Source organism: Haloechinothrix sp. LS1_15 (genome assembly GCF_033042135.1).
GTDB lineage: Bacteria > Actinomycetota > Actinomycetes > Mycobacteriales > Pseudonocardiaceae > Haloechinothrix.
On record NZ_WBXM01000015.1, the window covers coordinates 65,686 to 81,705 of the forward strand.

The window sequence follows — 16,020 nt, forward strand, 5'->3', positions numbered from 1 at the left end:
GTGCACCCCCGGTCCCGCGTGGTCTACGCTGCCCGCAACGAGCTGCCCGGCCGGATCAGCGCGCCAACCCTGGCCGCCCCGGCCGCCGAGCCCAACGACACCGGACGAGGTGACACCGTGGTCGCACATTCCGCGACGCTGGAAATCGACGAGCGGGTGCGTGCCCGGCGGGCGGCTGGGCAACCCGTCGTGCACCTGGGCTTCGGTGAGGCAGGGCTGCCGGTGCTCCCCTCGGTGCGGGAGGTACTCGCCGGTGCGGCGGACCGCAACGCCTACGGCGCCGTCGCGGGCTCGGTCCCGGCGCGGGAAGCCGCCGCAGGCTACTTCACCCGTCGCGACCTCGCCACCGATCCCGACCAGGTGATCTACGCCCCGGGCAGCAAGGCGTTGCTGTTCGCGCTGCTCGCGGTACTGGATGGCGACGTCGTGCTGCCGCAGCCCTGCTGGGTGAGCTACGCGGCGCAGGCCGCCCTCGCGGGCAGGGGCGTCATCCCGGTGCCGATCCCGGACGAGGCAGGGGGGATTCCCGACCCAGGCAGGATGGAGCACGCGTTGCGCGCCGCCCGCGCCGAGGGTCGTGTGCCCGCGGCGGTGATCCTGACCCTGCCCGACAACCCCACTGGCACGCTCGCCCCTGCGGAGCTGGTGGACGAGGTCTGCGCGCTGGCCGAACGCGAGGACCTGCTCATCATCAGCGACGAGATCTACCGCGATCTCGCCTTCCAGCAAGGGGACTTCCACGGTCCCGCCACCGTCGTGGCCGAGCGCACCGTGATCACCACCGGCCTGTCGAAGGCCACCGCGCTCGGCGGGTACCGCGTGGGGCTCGCCCGGCTACCCGCGGGCGCGAGGGGCATGACATTGCGCACCGAACTCGTGGGTGTCGCCAGCGAGCTCTGGTCGAGCCTCGCGGCGCCGATGCAGGAGGTCGCCCGCCACGTCTACGGGGAACCGGACGACGTGGTCGACTACGTTGGCCGCTGCAGGCGGTTGCACGCCACGGTGAGCAAGGCCGTACACCGGGTGTTCATCTCGGCGGGTACCCGGTGCCTCGAACCTGCCGGGGGTTTCTACCTGTACCCCGACTTCGCGCCGCTGCGAGGTCGGCTGGGCGGCACCGGGGTGGCAGGCGGCGCCGACCTGGCCGAGCTGCTACTCACCAGGCACGGCGTGGGTGTCCTGCCCGGCGAGGCGTTCGGCGACGATCCGCGTGCGCTGCGGGTTCGCGTGGCGACCAGCCTGCTCTACGGTGAGACCGAGGATCAGCGCTGGCAGAGCCTGAACAGCGAGGACCCGCTGTCGTTACCGTGGGTCGCCGAACCGCTGGACCGGTTGCGTCAGGCGCTGGCGGAGCTCGGCAAGCGCTGAGCGGCACGCCGTGCCGCCACGTAGTGCCAGCCGATCAACACCACCGCCACCGCGAGGCCGGTCGCGTCGGTGAGCCAGCCGTACTGCAGCAGCAGCACCCCCGCCACCGCCAGGATCGCCCGCTCCGCCCAGTTGGCCCTGCGGCCGATGTAGCCGACCACGGCCATGCCGATCACGCTGGCTCCTGCCGCGCCGCTGGCCGCGGCCAGCGTGCCCGACGCCCAGGTGACCCCTTGGAGCAGCAGCTCGGGGTTGAGGACGAACATGAACGGCACCACGAACCCGGACACCGCGATCCGCACGGCGTGCGCCCCGGTACGGATGGGATCCCCGCCGGAGATACCGGAAGCGGCGTAGGCTGCGAGACAGACGGGGGGCGTGATGTCGGCCATGACGCCGAAGTAGTAGACGAACATGTGCGCCATCAGCAGCATCGCCACCGTCGGCGCCTCCACACCCTGCTCGGTTTGCAGGATCAGCAGCAGCGCTGGTGCGGCCAGCGTCGCCGTGACGACGTAGTTCGCCGTGGTGGGTAGCCCGATTCCCAGGATCAGACAGGCGAGCATGGACAGCAGCATCACCGGTAGCAAGTAACCCTGGCCGAGGGAGACGAGGCCGGCGGCCAGCTCGTGCCCGAGGCCGGTCAGCGTGATGACGCCCGCGATCATCCCGGCCGCGGCACAGGCCACGATGATCGGCAGCGCGATTCGCGTGGCATCCACGAGCCCCTCGACGAGGGTGTTCAGCGAGAGCTTGTCGTCCGACTCGCTACGCCACCGGCCGAACAGCACCGTCACCGGTACGGCCAGCAGCGCGATCCCGGCGGAGCCGAGCGCTATGGTGAACGCGCGACCCAGATCCGGAGCCAACCAGGCGAGCGCCTCGGTGAACAGCCGCAGAGCGAGGAACGCCACCAGGAACGGCACGATCATCCGCCCCGCCCTGCCGAGGTTGGCCTTGACCGATCCGGATACCGCGGGGTCCTCGGAGTCCTTGCCGAGCAGCCGTAGCGCACTCTGACCGAGCACCGCCACCACGGTGCCGAGCACCACCGAAACCAGTACCGCGCGGGCGAGCAGCGATAGGTCCGGGGCGTGGATCGCCAGCAGGTCGTCCATCAACCGGGCGACGACGGCCAGCACCCCGATCGCGCCGAGGATGAGCACCGCACCCACGAGTCGTCCCCACCCATTGCCGGTGATCCACGCTGCGCCGCGCCGCGCAGGGCCGCAGCGCCGCACCCGCGGCACCAGCGCCACGGCGGGGGCCAGCAGCTGGACGACTACATTGATCCCGACGGCGATACCGATCGCGCCCATCGCCGCGAAACCAGCCGAGAACCCCATGGACAGCAGCACGAAGATCGCCACGATCGGCACGAACAGGTAACCGCGGGTGGCCATCAGCGCGCGCACGCCTGGCAGGATTCGCTTCGGTATGCCGGTGATACCGAAACGTTTCGAATCGAAGTGGATGACCACGAACTGGCCGACGAAGAACAGGATGGCGGGCACGATCGCCGCGATAATGATCTCGAAGTACGGCACGCCGGTGATCTCGACCATGATGAACGCCGCGGCACCCATGATCGGCGGAGCGATCTGGCCGCCCGTGGAGGACGCCGCCTCCACTGCGCCCGCGTACTCCCTGCGATAACCGGACTTGCGCATCATCGGGATGGTGAACGCGCCGTTGCTGACCGTGTTGGCCACCGAGCTTCCGGTGATCGTTCCCGAGAAGGCACTGGTCACCACACCGACCTTGGCTGTGCCTCCGGTCGCCCATCCGGTGCTGCCCAGCGCAAGATCGGTGAAGAACCGCTCCATCCCGGTGCGCCGGAGCATGGCGGCGAAGACCAGGAACAGGAAGATCACCGTGGCCGACACCCAGATGGGGATGCCGAACACCGCCTCGGTGGTGAAGTAGGAGTTGGTGACGATCCGATCCACGCTGTAGCCGCTGTGCTGCAGGAACCCGGGAAGCGCCGGGCCGTAGTAGGCGTACAGCAACATCAGCGAGGCGAGGATGACCAGCGCGCTACCGAGCGCGCGGTGTGCGGCCACCAGCACCAGCAGGATGCCCACTGTGCCGATCGCCACGCGGGTGTCGTCCAGCCGCACTCCCGCGCGGACGATCTCCTCGTAGTTGACGAAGACATACAGCCCGCAGAACAGGGCGAGCGCGGACAACCCGATGTCGGCCGCAGGCACGCCGAGCACCGTCAAGGGCAGGTAGCGCGAGGCCTGCACGAGCAGCAACACCCCGAAGGCGGGAAGCACCACGTACCACTCCGCGATCCCGGCCAGCGCCAGGTACGGCAGCGCCGCGACACCCAGCGCGGTGAGACCGATCCCGACCCAGCGTTGCCACGGCTTGGTACGGGGCTTGGCTGGGAACAGCAGGAACACCAGGCACATCCCCAGCGCAAGGTGGAACGCGCCCTGCTGGTGCATCGGCAGGGACGCCGCGACAACTGGTGAGGTGTAGATGTGGAAGACGGCCAACGTCAGCGCGGCCACGAAGACCGCCCACTTCCAGAACCAGCGAAGCTCGGTGCGGGAGCCGGGACGCGGCGTGTCGCTGACGCTGTGTTCCTCCAGCCGCTCGATGTCCTCCTCGACCAGGGGCGGCTCCCCTGCCTCCCCGCGCCGTCGCTCCCGATCCGATTCTGTCGCCATCGGTTGGTTCCCTCGCAGTCCCTGACCCCTGGTCGACCTAGCCCGCAGTCACGCTGCCGGGCGCGGGCCCGATCCGGAGCTCCACCCGCGTGCCAGACGGCGCGACGTCCAGCAACCGTACTCGCTGTCCCCCCGGGGCCGTCAGTACATGATCGACTGTGGCGCTGCCGACCATCAGCTCGACCGTGCCGAGCACCCGACCGTGATGCAGCACCCGGTAGCCGTCGCCCTCGGCGAGGAAGGTGGTCCGTACCCCGCCGATCGTTTCCGGGCCGGAGGGCAAGTTAGCGCCCATCCGGTCGAACCGCATCTCCTCCATCGCCAGCTCCCATGACCGGCTGACCGAGAAGACCTCCACGACGGGCCGCCGGTGTACCGAGTGGGTGTGCCGGAGCCGGAGCTCGTCGCCCACCGCGACCGGGGCGTCGAACACGACGCTGTCCGCGTCGTGGTCGACGATCTCGAACCGCAGCTCGGGGATCCCTACTTCACCGGGAATCACCAGCAGGCACACCACCAGCAGCCCGAGGGCGCCGCCCCTTGTCAGGCGGCGCCCTCGGGCGGTCGACCTGGATGCCCGCGGTCTACGCCCGAGCGTCCGCTCGCGTCCGATCGCGTTCAGTCGAGCAGGCCCTGTTCCTCGTAGTAGCGCTCCGCACCGGGGTGCAGCTCGATCGGCCCGAGGCCCTCGATGGCCGTCTCGAGCTGGATGTCCCCCGCCACGTCGTGCTGCACCCGGTCGGACTCCTCGTACATCACCCGAACCAGGTCGTAGGCGATGTCCTCGTCGAGGTCCGGGGTGGCGTACAGCGTCGCCCAGTTCGTCACCGTCTCGTTCGGCTCGTCCTGCCCCGGGTAGGTGTCCGCCGGGATCTCCACGGTGCTGAGCGACTCGTCCGCTCCGAGGAGCTCGTCCAGCGGGTCGCCGACCACGTCGAGCATGACGATGTCGGAGGTGGTGCCGAGCTCGAGCAGGCTGCCCGTTGGCACGCCGAGAATGCCAAACGCCGCGTCCACCACACCGTCACCCAGGTTGGTCGCGGCGGGACCGAAGTCACTGTCGAAGGTCTCGGCCAGATCGGTGTCCGGGTCGATACCGTGCACCTCGAGGATCTCCGTGGCCATCGTCCTGGTGGCGCTGCCCGGTGGTCCGATCTCCACACGCGCACCCTCCAGGTCCTCGATCGACTCGATCCCGGTGTCGGCGGTGGTGACGATCTGCATGACCTCCCGGTAGACGTTGCCCAGCGCCACGACCTCGTCGGGGTTGTCGAGCGGCTCGTCCGCGAACGGGCCCTCCCCGGTCACGGCCTGGGCCGCGGTGCCGTTGACCGCCATGACCACCTCGTTCTCCCCGGCGTCCAGCAGCTCCATGTTGTCCTTGGAGGCCCCGGTGGACTGGGTCGAGACGTTCACGTCCTCGATGTCGTCGCTCCACAACACCGCGATCTCGCCGCCGAGCGGGTAGTAGGTGCCGCCGGTCGATCCGGTGGCCAGGGTCAGATCGCCCTCGTCCTGGACATCGCACCCGGCGAGCACGAGCGCGCCGCTCGCCGCGAGTGCGATGCCCGCACGCACAGGTCTCGATACCGCCCCGCTTCGCTGTGTCATCTGTGCCTCCTGGCAGGCTCTGTCATCTCCGATACCGCGATGGCCCAGTTTCGACCATCCCGACCCCCGAACGCATCACGGACACGTGACAATGAGTCGCGATTGTGACCTGCCGCGGTGCCCGGTATGGGTCATCCGCGAGTCGCGATGTGCGACTACATCGGACACTATGTCGCCGATCGTGGCCACGGCAATGGCTTACCGGGTACCCTGGCCGCTGTCGAGCGGCACGATGTCAGCGATCGCGCTTGAACAACTTGTTGCCGAGCCAGACGATCGGGTCGTAACGTCGCCCGGCGACGCGCTCCTTCATCGGGATGAGGGCATTGTCGGTGATCTTGATGTTCTCAGGGCACACGTCGGTGCAGCACTTGGTGATGTTACACATGCCGAGCCCGTGCTCGTCCTGCACGGCATCGGTGCGGTCTCCCGCGTCGAGCGGGTGCATCTCCAACTCGGCGGCCCGCATGAGGAACCGGGGCCCGGCGAAGGCCGCCTTGTTCTCCTCATGGTCCCGGATCACGTGGCAGGTGTCCTGACACAGGAAGCACTCGATGCACTTGCGGAACTCCTGAGAGCGTTCGACGTCGGCCTGCTGCATCCGGTACTCCCCCGGCGCCAGGTCGGCGGGCGGGGTGAACGCGGTGATCTCCCTGGCCTTCTGGTAGTTGTACTCCACGTCGGGAACGAGGTCCTTGATCACCGAGAACGCCCGCATCGGCGTGACCGTGACGACCTCGTCCTCGCTGAACAGCGACATACGGGTCATGCACAGCAGTCGCGGCTGGCCGTTGACCTCGGCCGAGCACGAGCCGCACTTGCCTGCCTTGCAGTTCCACCGCACCGCGAGATCGGGGGTCTGAGTCGCTTGCAGGCGATGGATGATGTCCAACACCACCTCGCCCTCGTAGACCTCGACCTCGAAATCCTCGAGGGAACCGCCCTCGCTGTCGCCCCGCCAGACCCGGAAGTGGCCCTTGTAGCTCATTGTGCTCCTTCCTCGCGCTGGGCGTTCGCGCGCTGCGGATGCTCGGCCAGCTCGGGCTCGGTGTAGTACTTCTCCAGCTCGACCAGTTCGAACAGCGTCAGCAGATCGGGACGCATCGGGAGCTGCTCCTTGGCCGTCACCGACACCGAGTCCCCGTCCAGGGCGCAGGCGAGCAGCGTATGACGCCACTCGGGGTCCATCTTCGGGTAGTCATCCCTGGTGTGCCCGCCCCTGCTCTCGGTGCGCCGTAGCGCAGCCCGTGCCACGCACTCACTGACCTTCAGCATGTTCTGCAGATCAAGAGCGAGGTGCCATCCAGGGTTGTACTGCCGGTTGCCTTCGATTCCCACGTGCCGCGCCCGCTCGGCGATCACCTGCAGCCGCTCCAGCGCCTGGCTCATCTCGTCGCCGGTGCGGATGATGCCCACCAGGTCGTTCATCACCCGTTGCAGCTCGCTCTGTAATGTGTACGGATTCTCCGCCGTCTCGCCTGCCTCGAACGGCTGGACGGCCGCCCGAGCCGCCTCGTCTACACGGGATTCCTCCGTCGTCGGCCTGCTGGCGAGAGTGTCCAGGTACTGGGCGGCACCGGCTCCCGCCCGGCGCCCGAACACCAGCAGATCGGACAGCGAGTTGCCACCGAGCCGGTTCGAGCCGTGCATTCCACCGGCACACTCGCCTGCCGCGAACAAGCCGGGGACCCCCACAGCCGCAGCGGTGTCCGGATCGACCTCGATGCCACCCATCACATAGTGGCACGTCGGCCCCACCTCCATCGCTTCCGACGTGATGTCCACATCGGCCAGTTCCTTGAACTGGTGGTGCATGGACGGGAGCCTGCGCTCGATCTCCTCATCGGACAACCGCGAGGCGATGTCGAGGTAGACACCGCCGTGCGGGGAACCCCGGCCTTCCTTGACCTCGGTATTGATCGCTCGGGCGACCTCGTCCCTCGGCAGCAGGTCGGGCGTGCGGCGGTTGTTGTTCGGATCCGAGTACCAACGATCGGCCTCGTCCGGGTTGTCGGCGTAGTATCCCTTGAACACGTCCGGGATGTAGTTGAACATGAAGCGCTCGCCGTTGGCGTTCTTGAGCACTCCCCCGTCACCCCGGACGCCCTCGGTGACAAGGATGCCCTTCACGCTCAGGGGCCACACCATCCCCGTGGGGTGGAACTGCACGAACTCCATGTTGATCAGGTTCGCCCCCGCGTGGAGCGCGAGCGCGTGCCCATCCCCGGTGTACTCCCACGAGTTCGACGTCACCGAGAACGACTTGCCGATCCCGCCGGTCGCCAGTACCGCCGCGGGAGCGTCGAACCGGACGAACCGGCCGGACTCCCGCCAGTAGCCGAACGCGCCACAGATCGCGCCGGAGTCGTCGGTCAGCAGCTCGGTGATCGTGCACTCGCCGAAGACCTTGAGCTTGGCCTCGTAGTCGCCGAACTCCTTGAGATCCTGCTGCTGCAGCGACACGATCTTCTGCTGCATCGTGCGGATCATCTCCAGGCCCGTGCGGTCACCGACGTGCGCCAGGCGCGCGTACTCGTGACCACCGAAGTTCCGCTGGCTGATGCGACCGTCGGAGGTGCGGTCGAACAGCGCACCGTAGGTCTCCAATTCCCACACCCGGTCCGGGGCCTCCCTGGCGTGCAGCTCGGCCATGCGCCAGTTGTTGAGGAACTTCCCGCCGCGCATGGTGTCGCGGAAGTGCACTTCCCAGTTGTCACCAGAGTTCACGTTGCCCATCGCCGCGGCGCAGCCGCCCTCGGCCATCACGGTGTGCGCCTTGCCGAACAGGGACTTGCAGATCACCGCGGTGCTTAGTCCCTGCTCCCTGGCCTCGATAGCCGCCCGCAGGCCCGCTCCGCCTGCACCGATGATGATGACGTCGTAGCTGTGCCGCTCTACCTCGGTCACTTGTTCACCTCAAGTCTCGGCCGGAGCCCGCGCTTACCCGATAAAGCGCAGGTCGGTGATGGCGCCGCTTGCCACCAGCATGACGTACAGATCAACCAGCATCAGCGTGCCGAGAGAGATCCACGCGAACTCCATATGTCTGGTGTTCAGCGCGGAGATCTTGGTCCACATCCAGTAGCGCACCGGATTCTTGGAGAAGTTCTTCAGCCTGCCACCCATCACGTGCCTGCAGGAGTGGCACGACAGCGTGTAGGCCCACAGCATGATCACGTTGACCAGCAGGATCACGTTGCCGAGCCCCAACCCGAACTCGCCGTCCGCGGTCCGGAACGCCAGCAACATGTCGTAGGTGTTGATCACCACGATCGCCGCAGCGAAGTAGAAGAAGTACCGGTGCAGGTTCTGCAGGATGAGCGGGAACCGCGTCTCCCCGGTGTACCGCTCGTGTGGCTCCGGCACCGCGCAGGCAGGCGGGGCCAGCCAGAACGAGCGGTAGTACGCCTTCCGGTAGTAGTAGCAGGTCAGCCGGAACAGCAGCAGGATGGGCATGCTGATCGCGGCGTACGGGATCAGCGAGTGGTCGGGCAGGAACCGGCCGAAGTGCGCCGACCCTTCCACACACGCCACCGACATGCACGGCGAGTAGAAAGGCGTGAGGTAGTTGTACTCCGCCACCCAGTAGTCACGCTGCAGGAAGATCCTCGTGGTCGCGTAGATCACGAAGATCGACAGTCCGACGATGGTGAGTACCTGGGGTACCCACCATCGGTCGGTCCGCAGCGAGGAGACCGGAAGTCGAGCTCGGGACGGTGCGTGAATGCCTGTATCTGTGCTCACGAGCGCTTTCCGTGGTAGCCGCCGACACCTTCGTCGTCGGCATCCTCCCACAGGGAGGAATCGTAGGGTGTGTCGGGCACCACAACGATCTCCGAGCGCGCGGTCGGCACCCGGGGCCGGGCACGATCGGGCTCGGCCTCGACGAACTCCTCGACGTCGATATCGAGCCGTTCTACGTCGTTGACCAGCCGTTTCACCGCGGGAGCATCCCCGTACCGGCTACGCAACGCGCCAACGCACTGCCGTAGCTCACCGAGAGTCCGCCGGAACTCCGCGATCTCACCTTGTGTCATCTCGACACCTCCCTGCCCACGTACGACACCCCGGCGGCAACTCGGCCTCGGTGGTGCTTCAAGGTCAACTTTGCCGTGACCGACACGCTGTGACAAGAGCCACATGTGTCAGATGTCATGAGATCACGATCACATCTCGCGTTCGCGGGCGGCCCCCAGTTCCTCACTCGCCACGGTGTAGGCCACCCCTTCCGGGTATCCCTTGCGCGCCAACAGGGCCACCAGCCTGCGCAGGGCCGTGGTCTGGTCCACGCGCCGCAGCGAGGGCAGCCGTTTGCGGACCAGCGCCCGCGCGCGTTCCTCCTCCGAGGTGTCGTCCAGCCCCGCCAGTGCCTCCTCGGCTGTCCCAGCCTCCACCCCCTTGCGCAGCAGTTCGGCGCGCAGCGCACGGCGGCCGAGGCCCTGATGGGTATGCCGGGACCGCACCCAGCTCTCGGCGAACTCGGCGTCGTCGACGAGGCGGGCAGCGGCGAGCCGGTCCAGGACCCCCTCGACGAGCTCGGTGTCGAAACCCTTACCTACGAGGGTGGAACGCAGCTCCTCCCTGGTGCGCGGGCGCGAGGCGAGCTGCCGCAGACACACGTCCTTCGCCTGGCGGAAGCCGTCGGCGGCCGCCGCGTCGGTAGTCGACGCGGCGGGCTCACTCCCGGGCGGCTCGCCGTCCGTAGAACCGACCGTCATCGGTACCCCATGATCTAGAACTCGACCGGAGCGGGAGCGGCGTCCTCCTCACCTGACGTCGTCGGCCCGACCCCGAGCTTCTCCTTGATCCGCTTCTCGATCTCGTTGGCCACGTCCGGATTGTCCGCCAGGAAACGGCGAGCGTTCTCCTTCCCCTGGCCGAGCTGATCGCCCTCGTAGGTGTACCACGCACCCGATTTCCGCAGGATCCCCTGGTCGACACCCATATCGATCAACGACCCCTCGCGGGAAATGCCCTTCCCGTAGAGGATGTCGAACTCGCTTTGCTTGAACGGGGGCGCCACCTTGTTCTTCACGACCTTGACCTTGGTGCGGTTCCCGACCGGTTCCCCGCTGTCCTTCAACGTCTCGATCCGCCGCACGTCCAACCGGACCGAGGCGTAGAACTTCAACGCCTTACCCCCGGTGGTGGTCTCGGGAGAGTTGTGCACCATCACACCGTCAGCGAAGTAATTGTGAGAACCTTCGATTTCGATGTCGTAGCGACTCATGATCGGATAGTCACTCTTCGGAGTAATCGCCGTCACCCGCGCCGGCATAAGCTGCATCGTCGGCTCGGCAAACTGAGTTGTCACTCCGAACCGCCCCCGGTAACGCGGCAGCAGCTTGTACTCCATCGAAGGATGCACGTAAGGTGCGATGATCTCCTGAAAACGCGCTGTGGCTGCCGTGGTGAACTGCAGAATCGGAACCTGCCGCTTGCCTCGTGTCGTCAGCTTGACGTCGAGCTCGTAAGTATCGCGCAGGTACTGCACCAGGCGCTGCTGGGAGTCCTCCGCCATGGCCGCGACGCAGATCTCGATCCGGCCACTTCCCCCTGCGGTGCGTTGTTGCGCCCCCTTCGAGCGGACGGTGAAGCAGCCGTCGTCCATATACCAGATCGCAAGCGACAGTGGGGTAAGTGCCTTGAGGTAATCCCACGAGAGGTGCTTCCGACCATCCCCGAAGTAGACCGCGTCGCGCAGCTCGGCCAACTCCGCCAACGGCGTGAAGTCAGCAAAGGTAGCGCCTTTACCGTTAGAGGTGCAGCTGTGCGGGATGTTATCCAGCAACGACACCTTCCAGCGCAGGTACTCAGCCTGCTTCGCGCCGTGGCCCATACGGAATCGGGCGCTTTCGGAATCATGACGAACCGGACATGACAAATTGCCGTCGCCCATCAAGGAACCAAGTATGACCTGCCACTGCTGCTCGCCGAGCAAGCATGGCTGGGACAGCATCACACGCTCGCCGACACGGATGTCGCTAGCTTCGCGCCAACCTCCGGGTGTACGGATCAGATGGTTGCGAGTCATGGCCAGACTCGCATGTCCACGCCCAGTGCCACCACCAGGGCGATCGACCTTGAAATGGAGGAACTCGTCGGCTCGGCCGTTATTGAACCAGTTCACAACACGACGCGGGACAATTTTCCCGAGGTCAGGATCATAAGACATAACCTCGACGTCCATTTTCTGGTTAACAATCTTGCCGAGTTTTTCCTGGGTGCCATCTGCCAGTGTGACGTTGGTATACCAAGATCCACACCCGAACATGACACCGACCTTTTCCCGGAGCTGGTTGATGAACAGCGCCGTGGTGCCGGAGTTGTGCAGTGCCGAGGTCAGCTTCCGCAGGGCCTGGCTCATCAACCGTGCTTGCAGGCCGACGTGGGAGTCACCCATCTCCCCCTCGATCTCGGCACGCGGCACCAGCGCGGCCACCGAGTCGATGACCACGATGTCCAGTGCCCCCGAGCGGATCAGCATGTCCGCGATCTCCAGGGCCTGCTCCCCGGTGTCCGGCTGGGACACCAGCAGCGAATCGGTGTCCACGCCGAGAGCCTTCGCGTACTCCGGGTCCAGAGCGTGTTCGGCGTCGATGAACGCCGCGATCCCCCCGCTCGCCTGGGCATTGGCCACGGCGTGCAGCGCGACCGTGGTCTTACCGCTGCTTTCCGGACCGTAGACCTCGACAACCCGACCACGCGGCAACCCGCCGATACCGAGTGCGACGTCCAGCGAGATCGATCCCGTCGGGATCACCTCGATCGGGGCGCGCTGCTCCTCACCGAGACGCATCACCGAGCCCTTGCCGTACTGCTTGTCGATCTGTGCGATGGCCAGCTCGAGCGCCTTGTCTCGATCCGGTGCTGCCATGGAAACCCACCTCGCTGATATGAAGCTGCTACGAAGCCGTCTGCCGGGCGCGTCTCTCAGGGGCGCGTCGAGGCCGACGCTACGGCACCGGGCCGACACGTCACCGACCTCGGCAACGACCTGGGGACAGCTGCCCCGCCTGTGGACCTATACTAGACGAACATCCGTTCGATCATGCTGCGACACGCCGGAAGGCCGACCGATCCTAGATTTCCTGCCGGTCGGTCGGCACCCCGAACTCGGCGCACACCGCACGCCAGACCCGTTTCGCGGGAACCCCGTCGGCCAGCGCCTGATCCACCGTCCGCCCGTCCAGATCGCTGAGCACGTAGTCCGCCGCGAGCGTCTCCGCCCTGACCATGCCGAACTCCGCGGCCATCAGCCGCCGGAACACCGTGATGCGCATCGGTGTTCAGCCTAGCCACCCCCGCTCGCCCGCTGACCGGTACGGTGGAGGCCGTGCTACTCGCCCAGCTCGACGTTCCGGAATGGGCCCCGCTGGCCCTGAAGCTCGCCAGCCTCGCCGCGATCCTGGCCACGCTCACCACCGTCCTCGTCGCGTGGCGCAACCTGCGCGACCGCGACCGCGACGAGTAGCCGGCCTACGGCTACGGGCTCCTGACTCGGTCGACCGCGCGCTACACCCCGGAGAGGGCGTGGTATGCAACGTAGTTGAGTATCGACTGTGGTTGGGAGGCGCGATGGCCGTTCGGAATCTGCGGTACTTCGGGGATCCTGTCCTCAAGACCGTGTCCGAACCGATCACGCGGTTCGACGCTTCCACCAGGACACTGGTCAACGACCTGCTGGACACCGTGAACCTTCCCGGGAGGGCGGGGTTAGCGGCGCCGCAGATCGGAGTGAACCTACGGGCGTTCAGCTATCACGAACGTCGCCGGATCGGCTACGTCATCAATCCCGAAATCGTGGAGCTGTCCGAGGAGGTTCGCGAGCTCGACGAAGCCTGCCTGTCGGTACCCGAGATGTCTTTTCCCACGCCGCGCGCCACGCGGGCGGTGGTACGGGGGGTCGACCTGCGCAACGAGCCGGTCATCGTGGAGGGGACGGGGGAACTGGCACAGTGCTTGCAGCATGAGGTCGACCATCTCGACGGAATGCTGTACCTCGACCGGCTCAGCACCGAGCGGCGCAAGGATGCCTTCGCGCGATCCCGGAAACGACCGTGGTTCTGGTCGCGTTAACCGGGTCGTCGTGGCCCCTCAAGCGCGGCCCGATACCACGTCACCGGGTCGCCAGCCGTAGCAACGCCCACAGCTGAGCGATGGCATCGTCATCGCCCTCGGTCGTCACCGCGCTGGTGGGCGCCCGGCCCCACAACCACAGGTACACCTGCATGGGGGCACCACGAACGTGACCGTCGGCCAGGCTGACCTCATCAGCTGTCACCCGCCGGACCTCGGTCTGGGTCCGATCGGCGTGCGCAAACCAGGCGTGTTTCCCGGCGTGGAGCACCACGCTCCCCTGCCGGGTACCGGTCACCCCGAGAAGCGTCAGCCGGTGGCCGAACCAGAGGCGCAGCACCTCGTCGATACCGTCGATCGCGATGTCCTCAGGGATCTCGGTAACCGGGACACCGGCAGCCGACTGCACATCGACCCGGTGCACGGTCGTCTCGTGGGCCATGCGGCGTTGCCAGAACCCGTACGTACAGTCCTCCGGCCACCAGGTGTCCGCGGGGACGCCTGCCTCCGTTGCCGCCAGCGCCGGGAACAGCTCGTCGAGAGCGGCGCGGAGGTAATCCTCGACCGACTCCCCGTCCGCCGGTTCGTCCACCCAGTCCCGTGGCCGCGCCCCGTGCGTCAGCCAGCAATACACGACGCGGTAGATGCTGCCGACATGGCGCACCGTCTCCCCCAGCGCCAAGCCGGGACACCACGGCACCGGCCGGTCGTGCCGGGCCTGAAGCGCCGCGTGCACCAGGCGATCCGCCTCCGTTCGCAGCGTTTCGAGATACCGGTGCCGGTCCAACAGCGCATGCGTCGACATCACGCATACCCACCCATCGTCTGCCGTACCGTCGCGAGGAACACACGTGACCGCGAGAGCAACTCGTCGGCGTCCCGCTGAGTCACCCGGTCTGTGATGCCCGCCTGAACTGCGGCATAGCTACCCGAGTGGTCGGCGAAGTACCCGGCCCAATCGCTCAGTTCGGGTGCCACCGACCCGAGCAGCGTCCACACGCTCGTCGGTCGCGACCGCCCCCTGTGTGGCCTCCCCCTGGCGTCGAGCACCGCGGCGGCCGCTCGCTGAGCGGCCGTGTACGCACCGGCGAAGCGCTCCTCCGGATCGGCATGCCAGGCCGCGTCCGCCCACCGGCGGGATGCCTGCGCCAGCAATGCCGCGGCCATGGGCTTGGCCGAGGTGTTCCGGCCAGCGGCCCCACCGCGCCGGGCCGCACCTCGCGAGATAGCCGTACGCGACATGAGCCTCCCCTTCCACATGCGGTTCCCACCCGAGCGCCCACAGCGACCACGGCACACGCCGAACGGGAACGACCCTCGAGATCGAATATATGTTCGAACCTGTTCGCAGCATAACCCTCACCACCGACTCGTTCAAGCCCGCGACCGCAGGCACTCGGGCGAAGATCCAGCGCAGCCGCCCGGCCCGGGAGAGATGGCCGCGAGCGGGCGGTCACGTCACATCGTGTCGACCACCACAGTCGCCTACCCTGAGAGGCAACGGTGAGCCCCAATCGCAGTCCACACAAGGAGGGCGGACGTGACCGCGATGTCGTCGAGATCGGCCCGGCTACTCCAGCTCTCCGCCGCCGACTTCCGGACCCGCCTCCCCGAAGCCCTTGCCGTGTACACCACAGCGATGGGGTACGCCCCCGGCACCGCGGAGCAGCGCGCACCGACATGGTTGGCCCACATCCAGCGAGAGGGCTGGCGCAATGTGGTCGCGCTCGACACGGCGGGCTCCCTCATCGGGCTCACGTACGGCTACCGCGGCATGGCTGGTCAGTGGTGGCACGAGCAAGTACGCAAGGGCTTCATCGAAGGCGGAAGCAAGGGTGCCTCGGACGACTGGCTCGACGACTACTTCGAGCTCACCGAACTCCACGTGCGACCGCCGAGCCAGGCACACGGCATTGGCGAGGAGCTGCTGCGCAAGCTGCTCGACGACGTCCCCCAGTCGAAGGTGCTGCTCTCCACCCCGGAAGGCACCACCCGGGCATGGCGCCTCTACCGGCGGCTCGGCTTCCAGGACATCCTGCGCCATCACTACTTCGCTGGCGACCCGCGACCATTCGCGGTCCTGGGCAGGCGGTTGCCGTTGTAGCGTGTGGCGCCAGGCGCGACCTCGCGGATCGAACGTGCTTGCGAGTGTCGAATGTGTGTTCTTTTGTGGGGGTGATGGTTGGCGGGGTGGGGGTTGCGCTTCCTGGGCCCGGCACCGCGTGGTGGCGGGCGGATCGGGGTGGGTTGGTGGAGCAGCTGCACGCGTTGGAGGTGGTGCAGC

16 protein-coding genes and 2 pseudogenes are annotated in these 16,020 nt (G+C 67.1%); 4 read left to right on the forward strand and 14 right to left on the reverse strand.

Translation table 11 applies throughout. The annotated features are described in order from the left end of the window. The first annotated feature begins 18 nt into the window (after nt 1-18). Nucleotides 19-1,368 carry an aminotransferase class I/II-fold pyridoxal phosphate-dependent enzyme gene (locus F8178_RS18795; protein ID WP_317496163.1) on the forward strand — a complete coding sequence of 450 codons (1,350 nt, stop codon included), beginning with the start codon at nt 19-21 and terminating at the stop codon, nt 1,366-1,368. On the opposite strand, the gene F8178_RS18800 is transcribed toward F8178_RS18795, so the two are convergent. The 12 genes and pseudogenes from F8178_RS18800 to F8178_RS18845 form a co-directional block, all read right to left on the reverse strand. Beyond that, nucleotides 1,338-4,046: a TRAP transporter fused permease subunit gene (locus F8178_RS18800; RefSeq protein WP_317496164.1), complete on the reverse strand. Its 2,709-nt coding sequence runs from the start codon at nt 4,044-4,046 to the stop codon at nt 1,338-1,340. The genes F8178_RS18795 and F8178_RS18800 overlap by 31 nt on opposite strands. 37 nt (nt 4,047-4,083) lie before the next feature. Beyond that, nucleotides 4,084-4,548 carry a DUF1850 domain-containing protein gene (locus F8178_RS18805; protein ID WP_317496165.1) on the reverse strand — a complete coding sequence of 155 codons (465 nt, stop codon included), beginning with the start codon at nt 4,546-4,548 and terminating at the stop codon, nt 4,084-4,086. Nucleotides 4,549-4,664: 116 nt separating this feature from the next. After that, nucleotides 4,665-5,657 (reverse strand): TAXI family TRAP transporter solute-binding subunit, encoded by a 993-nt coding sequence (locus F8178_RS18810; protein WP_317496166.1) that lies wholly within the window; start codon nt 5,655-5,657, stop codon nt 4,665-4,667. A gap of 235 nt (nt 5,658-5,892) precedes the next feature. Continuing rightward, nucleotides 5,893-6,645: a succinate dehydrogenase/fumarate reductase iron-sulfur subunit gene (locus F8178_RS18815; RefSeq protein WP_317496167.1), complete on the reverse strand. Its 753-nt coding sequence runs from the start codon at nt 6,643-6,645 to the stop codon at nt 5,893-5,895. Continuing rightward, a complete protein-coding gene (locus F8178_RS18820) occupies nt 6,642-8,564 on the reverse strand; it encodes a fumarate reductase/succinate dehydrogenase flavoprotein subunit (RefSeq protein WP_317496168.1) in 1,923 nt (640 codons plus the stop codon). The genes F8178_RS18815 and F8178_RS18820 overlap by 4 nt, the downstream gene beginning before the upstream one ends. 33 nt (nt 8,565-8,597) lie before the next feature. Beyond that, on the reverse strand, nt 8,598-9,401 hold the full coding sequence (locus F8178_RS18825) for a hypothetical protein (RefSeq protein WP_317496169.1): 804 nt from the start codon (nt 9,399-9,401) through the stop codon (nt 8,598-8,600). Continuing rightward, entirely contained in the window at nt 9,398-9,694 is a 297-nt protein-coding gene (locus tag F8178_RS18830; RefSeq protein WP_317496170.1) for a hypothetical protein, read from the reverse strand. Before F8178_RS18830 ends, F8178_RS18825 begins: the two co-directional genes overlap by 4 nt. A gap of 129 nt (nt 9,695-9,823) precedes the next feature. Continuing rightward, nucleotides 9,824-10,375: a regulatory protein RecX gene (locus F8178_RS18835; RefSeq protein WP_317496171.1), complete on the reverse strand. Its 552-nt coding sequence runs from the start codon at nt 10,373-10,375 to the stop codon at nt 9,824-9,826. A gap of 14 nt (nt 10,376-10,389) precedes the next feature. Then, complete coding sequence (locus F8178_RS20475; RefSeq protein ID WP_396345809.1) at nt 10,390-10,887, reverse strand: hypothetical protein; 498 nt, start codon at nt 10,885-10,887, stop codon at nt 10,390-10,392. 171 nt (nt 10,888-11,058) lie between these two features. After that, a pseudogene (locus F8178_RS20480) lies at nt 11,059-11,931 on the reverse strand (recombinase RecA); the annotation flags it as partial. After that, a pseudogene (gene recA / locus F8178_RS20485) lies at nt 11,919-12,534 on the reverse strand (recombinase RecA); the annotation flags it as partial. The pseudogenes recA and F8178_RS20480, both read right to left, overlap by 13 nt. Nucleotides 12,535-12,739: 205 nt before the next feature. After that, entirely contained in the window at nt 12,740-12,940 is a 201-nt protein-coding gene (locus tag F8178_RS18845; protein ID WP_317496173.1) for a DUF3046 domain-containing protein, read from the reverse strand. 2 nt (nt 12,941-12,942) lie between these two features. Here F8178_RS18845 and F8178_RS18850 point away from each other — a divergent pair, with 2 nt between their 5' ends. Together F8178_RS18850 and def are read left to right on the forward strand one after the other, a co-directional pair. Further along, complete coding sequence (locus F8178_RS18850) at nt 12,943-13,131, forward strand: hypothetical protein (protein WP_317496174.1); 189 nt, start codon at nt 12,943-12,945, stop codon at nt 13,129-13,131. 104 nt (nt 13,132-13,235) lie between these two features. After that, nucleotides 13,236-13,736: a peptide deformylase gene (gene def / locus F8178_RS18855; RefSeq protein ID WP_317496175.1), complete on the forward strand. Its 501-nt coding sequence runs from the start codon at nt 13,236-13,238 to the stop codon at nt 13,734-13,736. Between the two features lie 40 nt (nt 13,737-13,776). On the opposite strand, the gene F8178_RS18860 is transcribed toward def, so the two are convergent. Next, entirely contained in the window at nt 13,777-14,541 is a 765-nt protein-coding gene (locus F8178_RS18860; protein ID WP_317496185.1) for a maleylpyruvate isomerase N-terminal domain-containing protein, read from the reverse strand. After that, complete coding sequence (locus F8178_RS18865) at nt 14,541-14,978, reverse strand: SAV_6107 family HEPN domain-containing protein (RefSeq protein ID WP_317496176.1); 438 nt, start codon at nt 14,976-14,978, stop codon at nt 14,541-14,543. The genes F8178_RS18860 and F8178_RS18865 overlap by 1 nt, the downstream gene beginning before the upstream one ends. 298 nt (nt 14,979-15,276) lie before the next feature. Here F8178_RS18865 and F8178_RS18870 point away from each other — a divergent pair, with 298 nt between their 5' ends. Beyond that, on the forward strand, nt 15,277-15,840 hold the full coding sequence (locus F8178_RS18870; protein ID WP_317496177.1) for an N-acetyltransferase: 564 nt from the start codon (nt 15,277-15,279) through the stop codon (nt 15,838-15,840). Nucleotides 15,841-16,020: the final 180 nt, after the last annotated feature.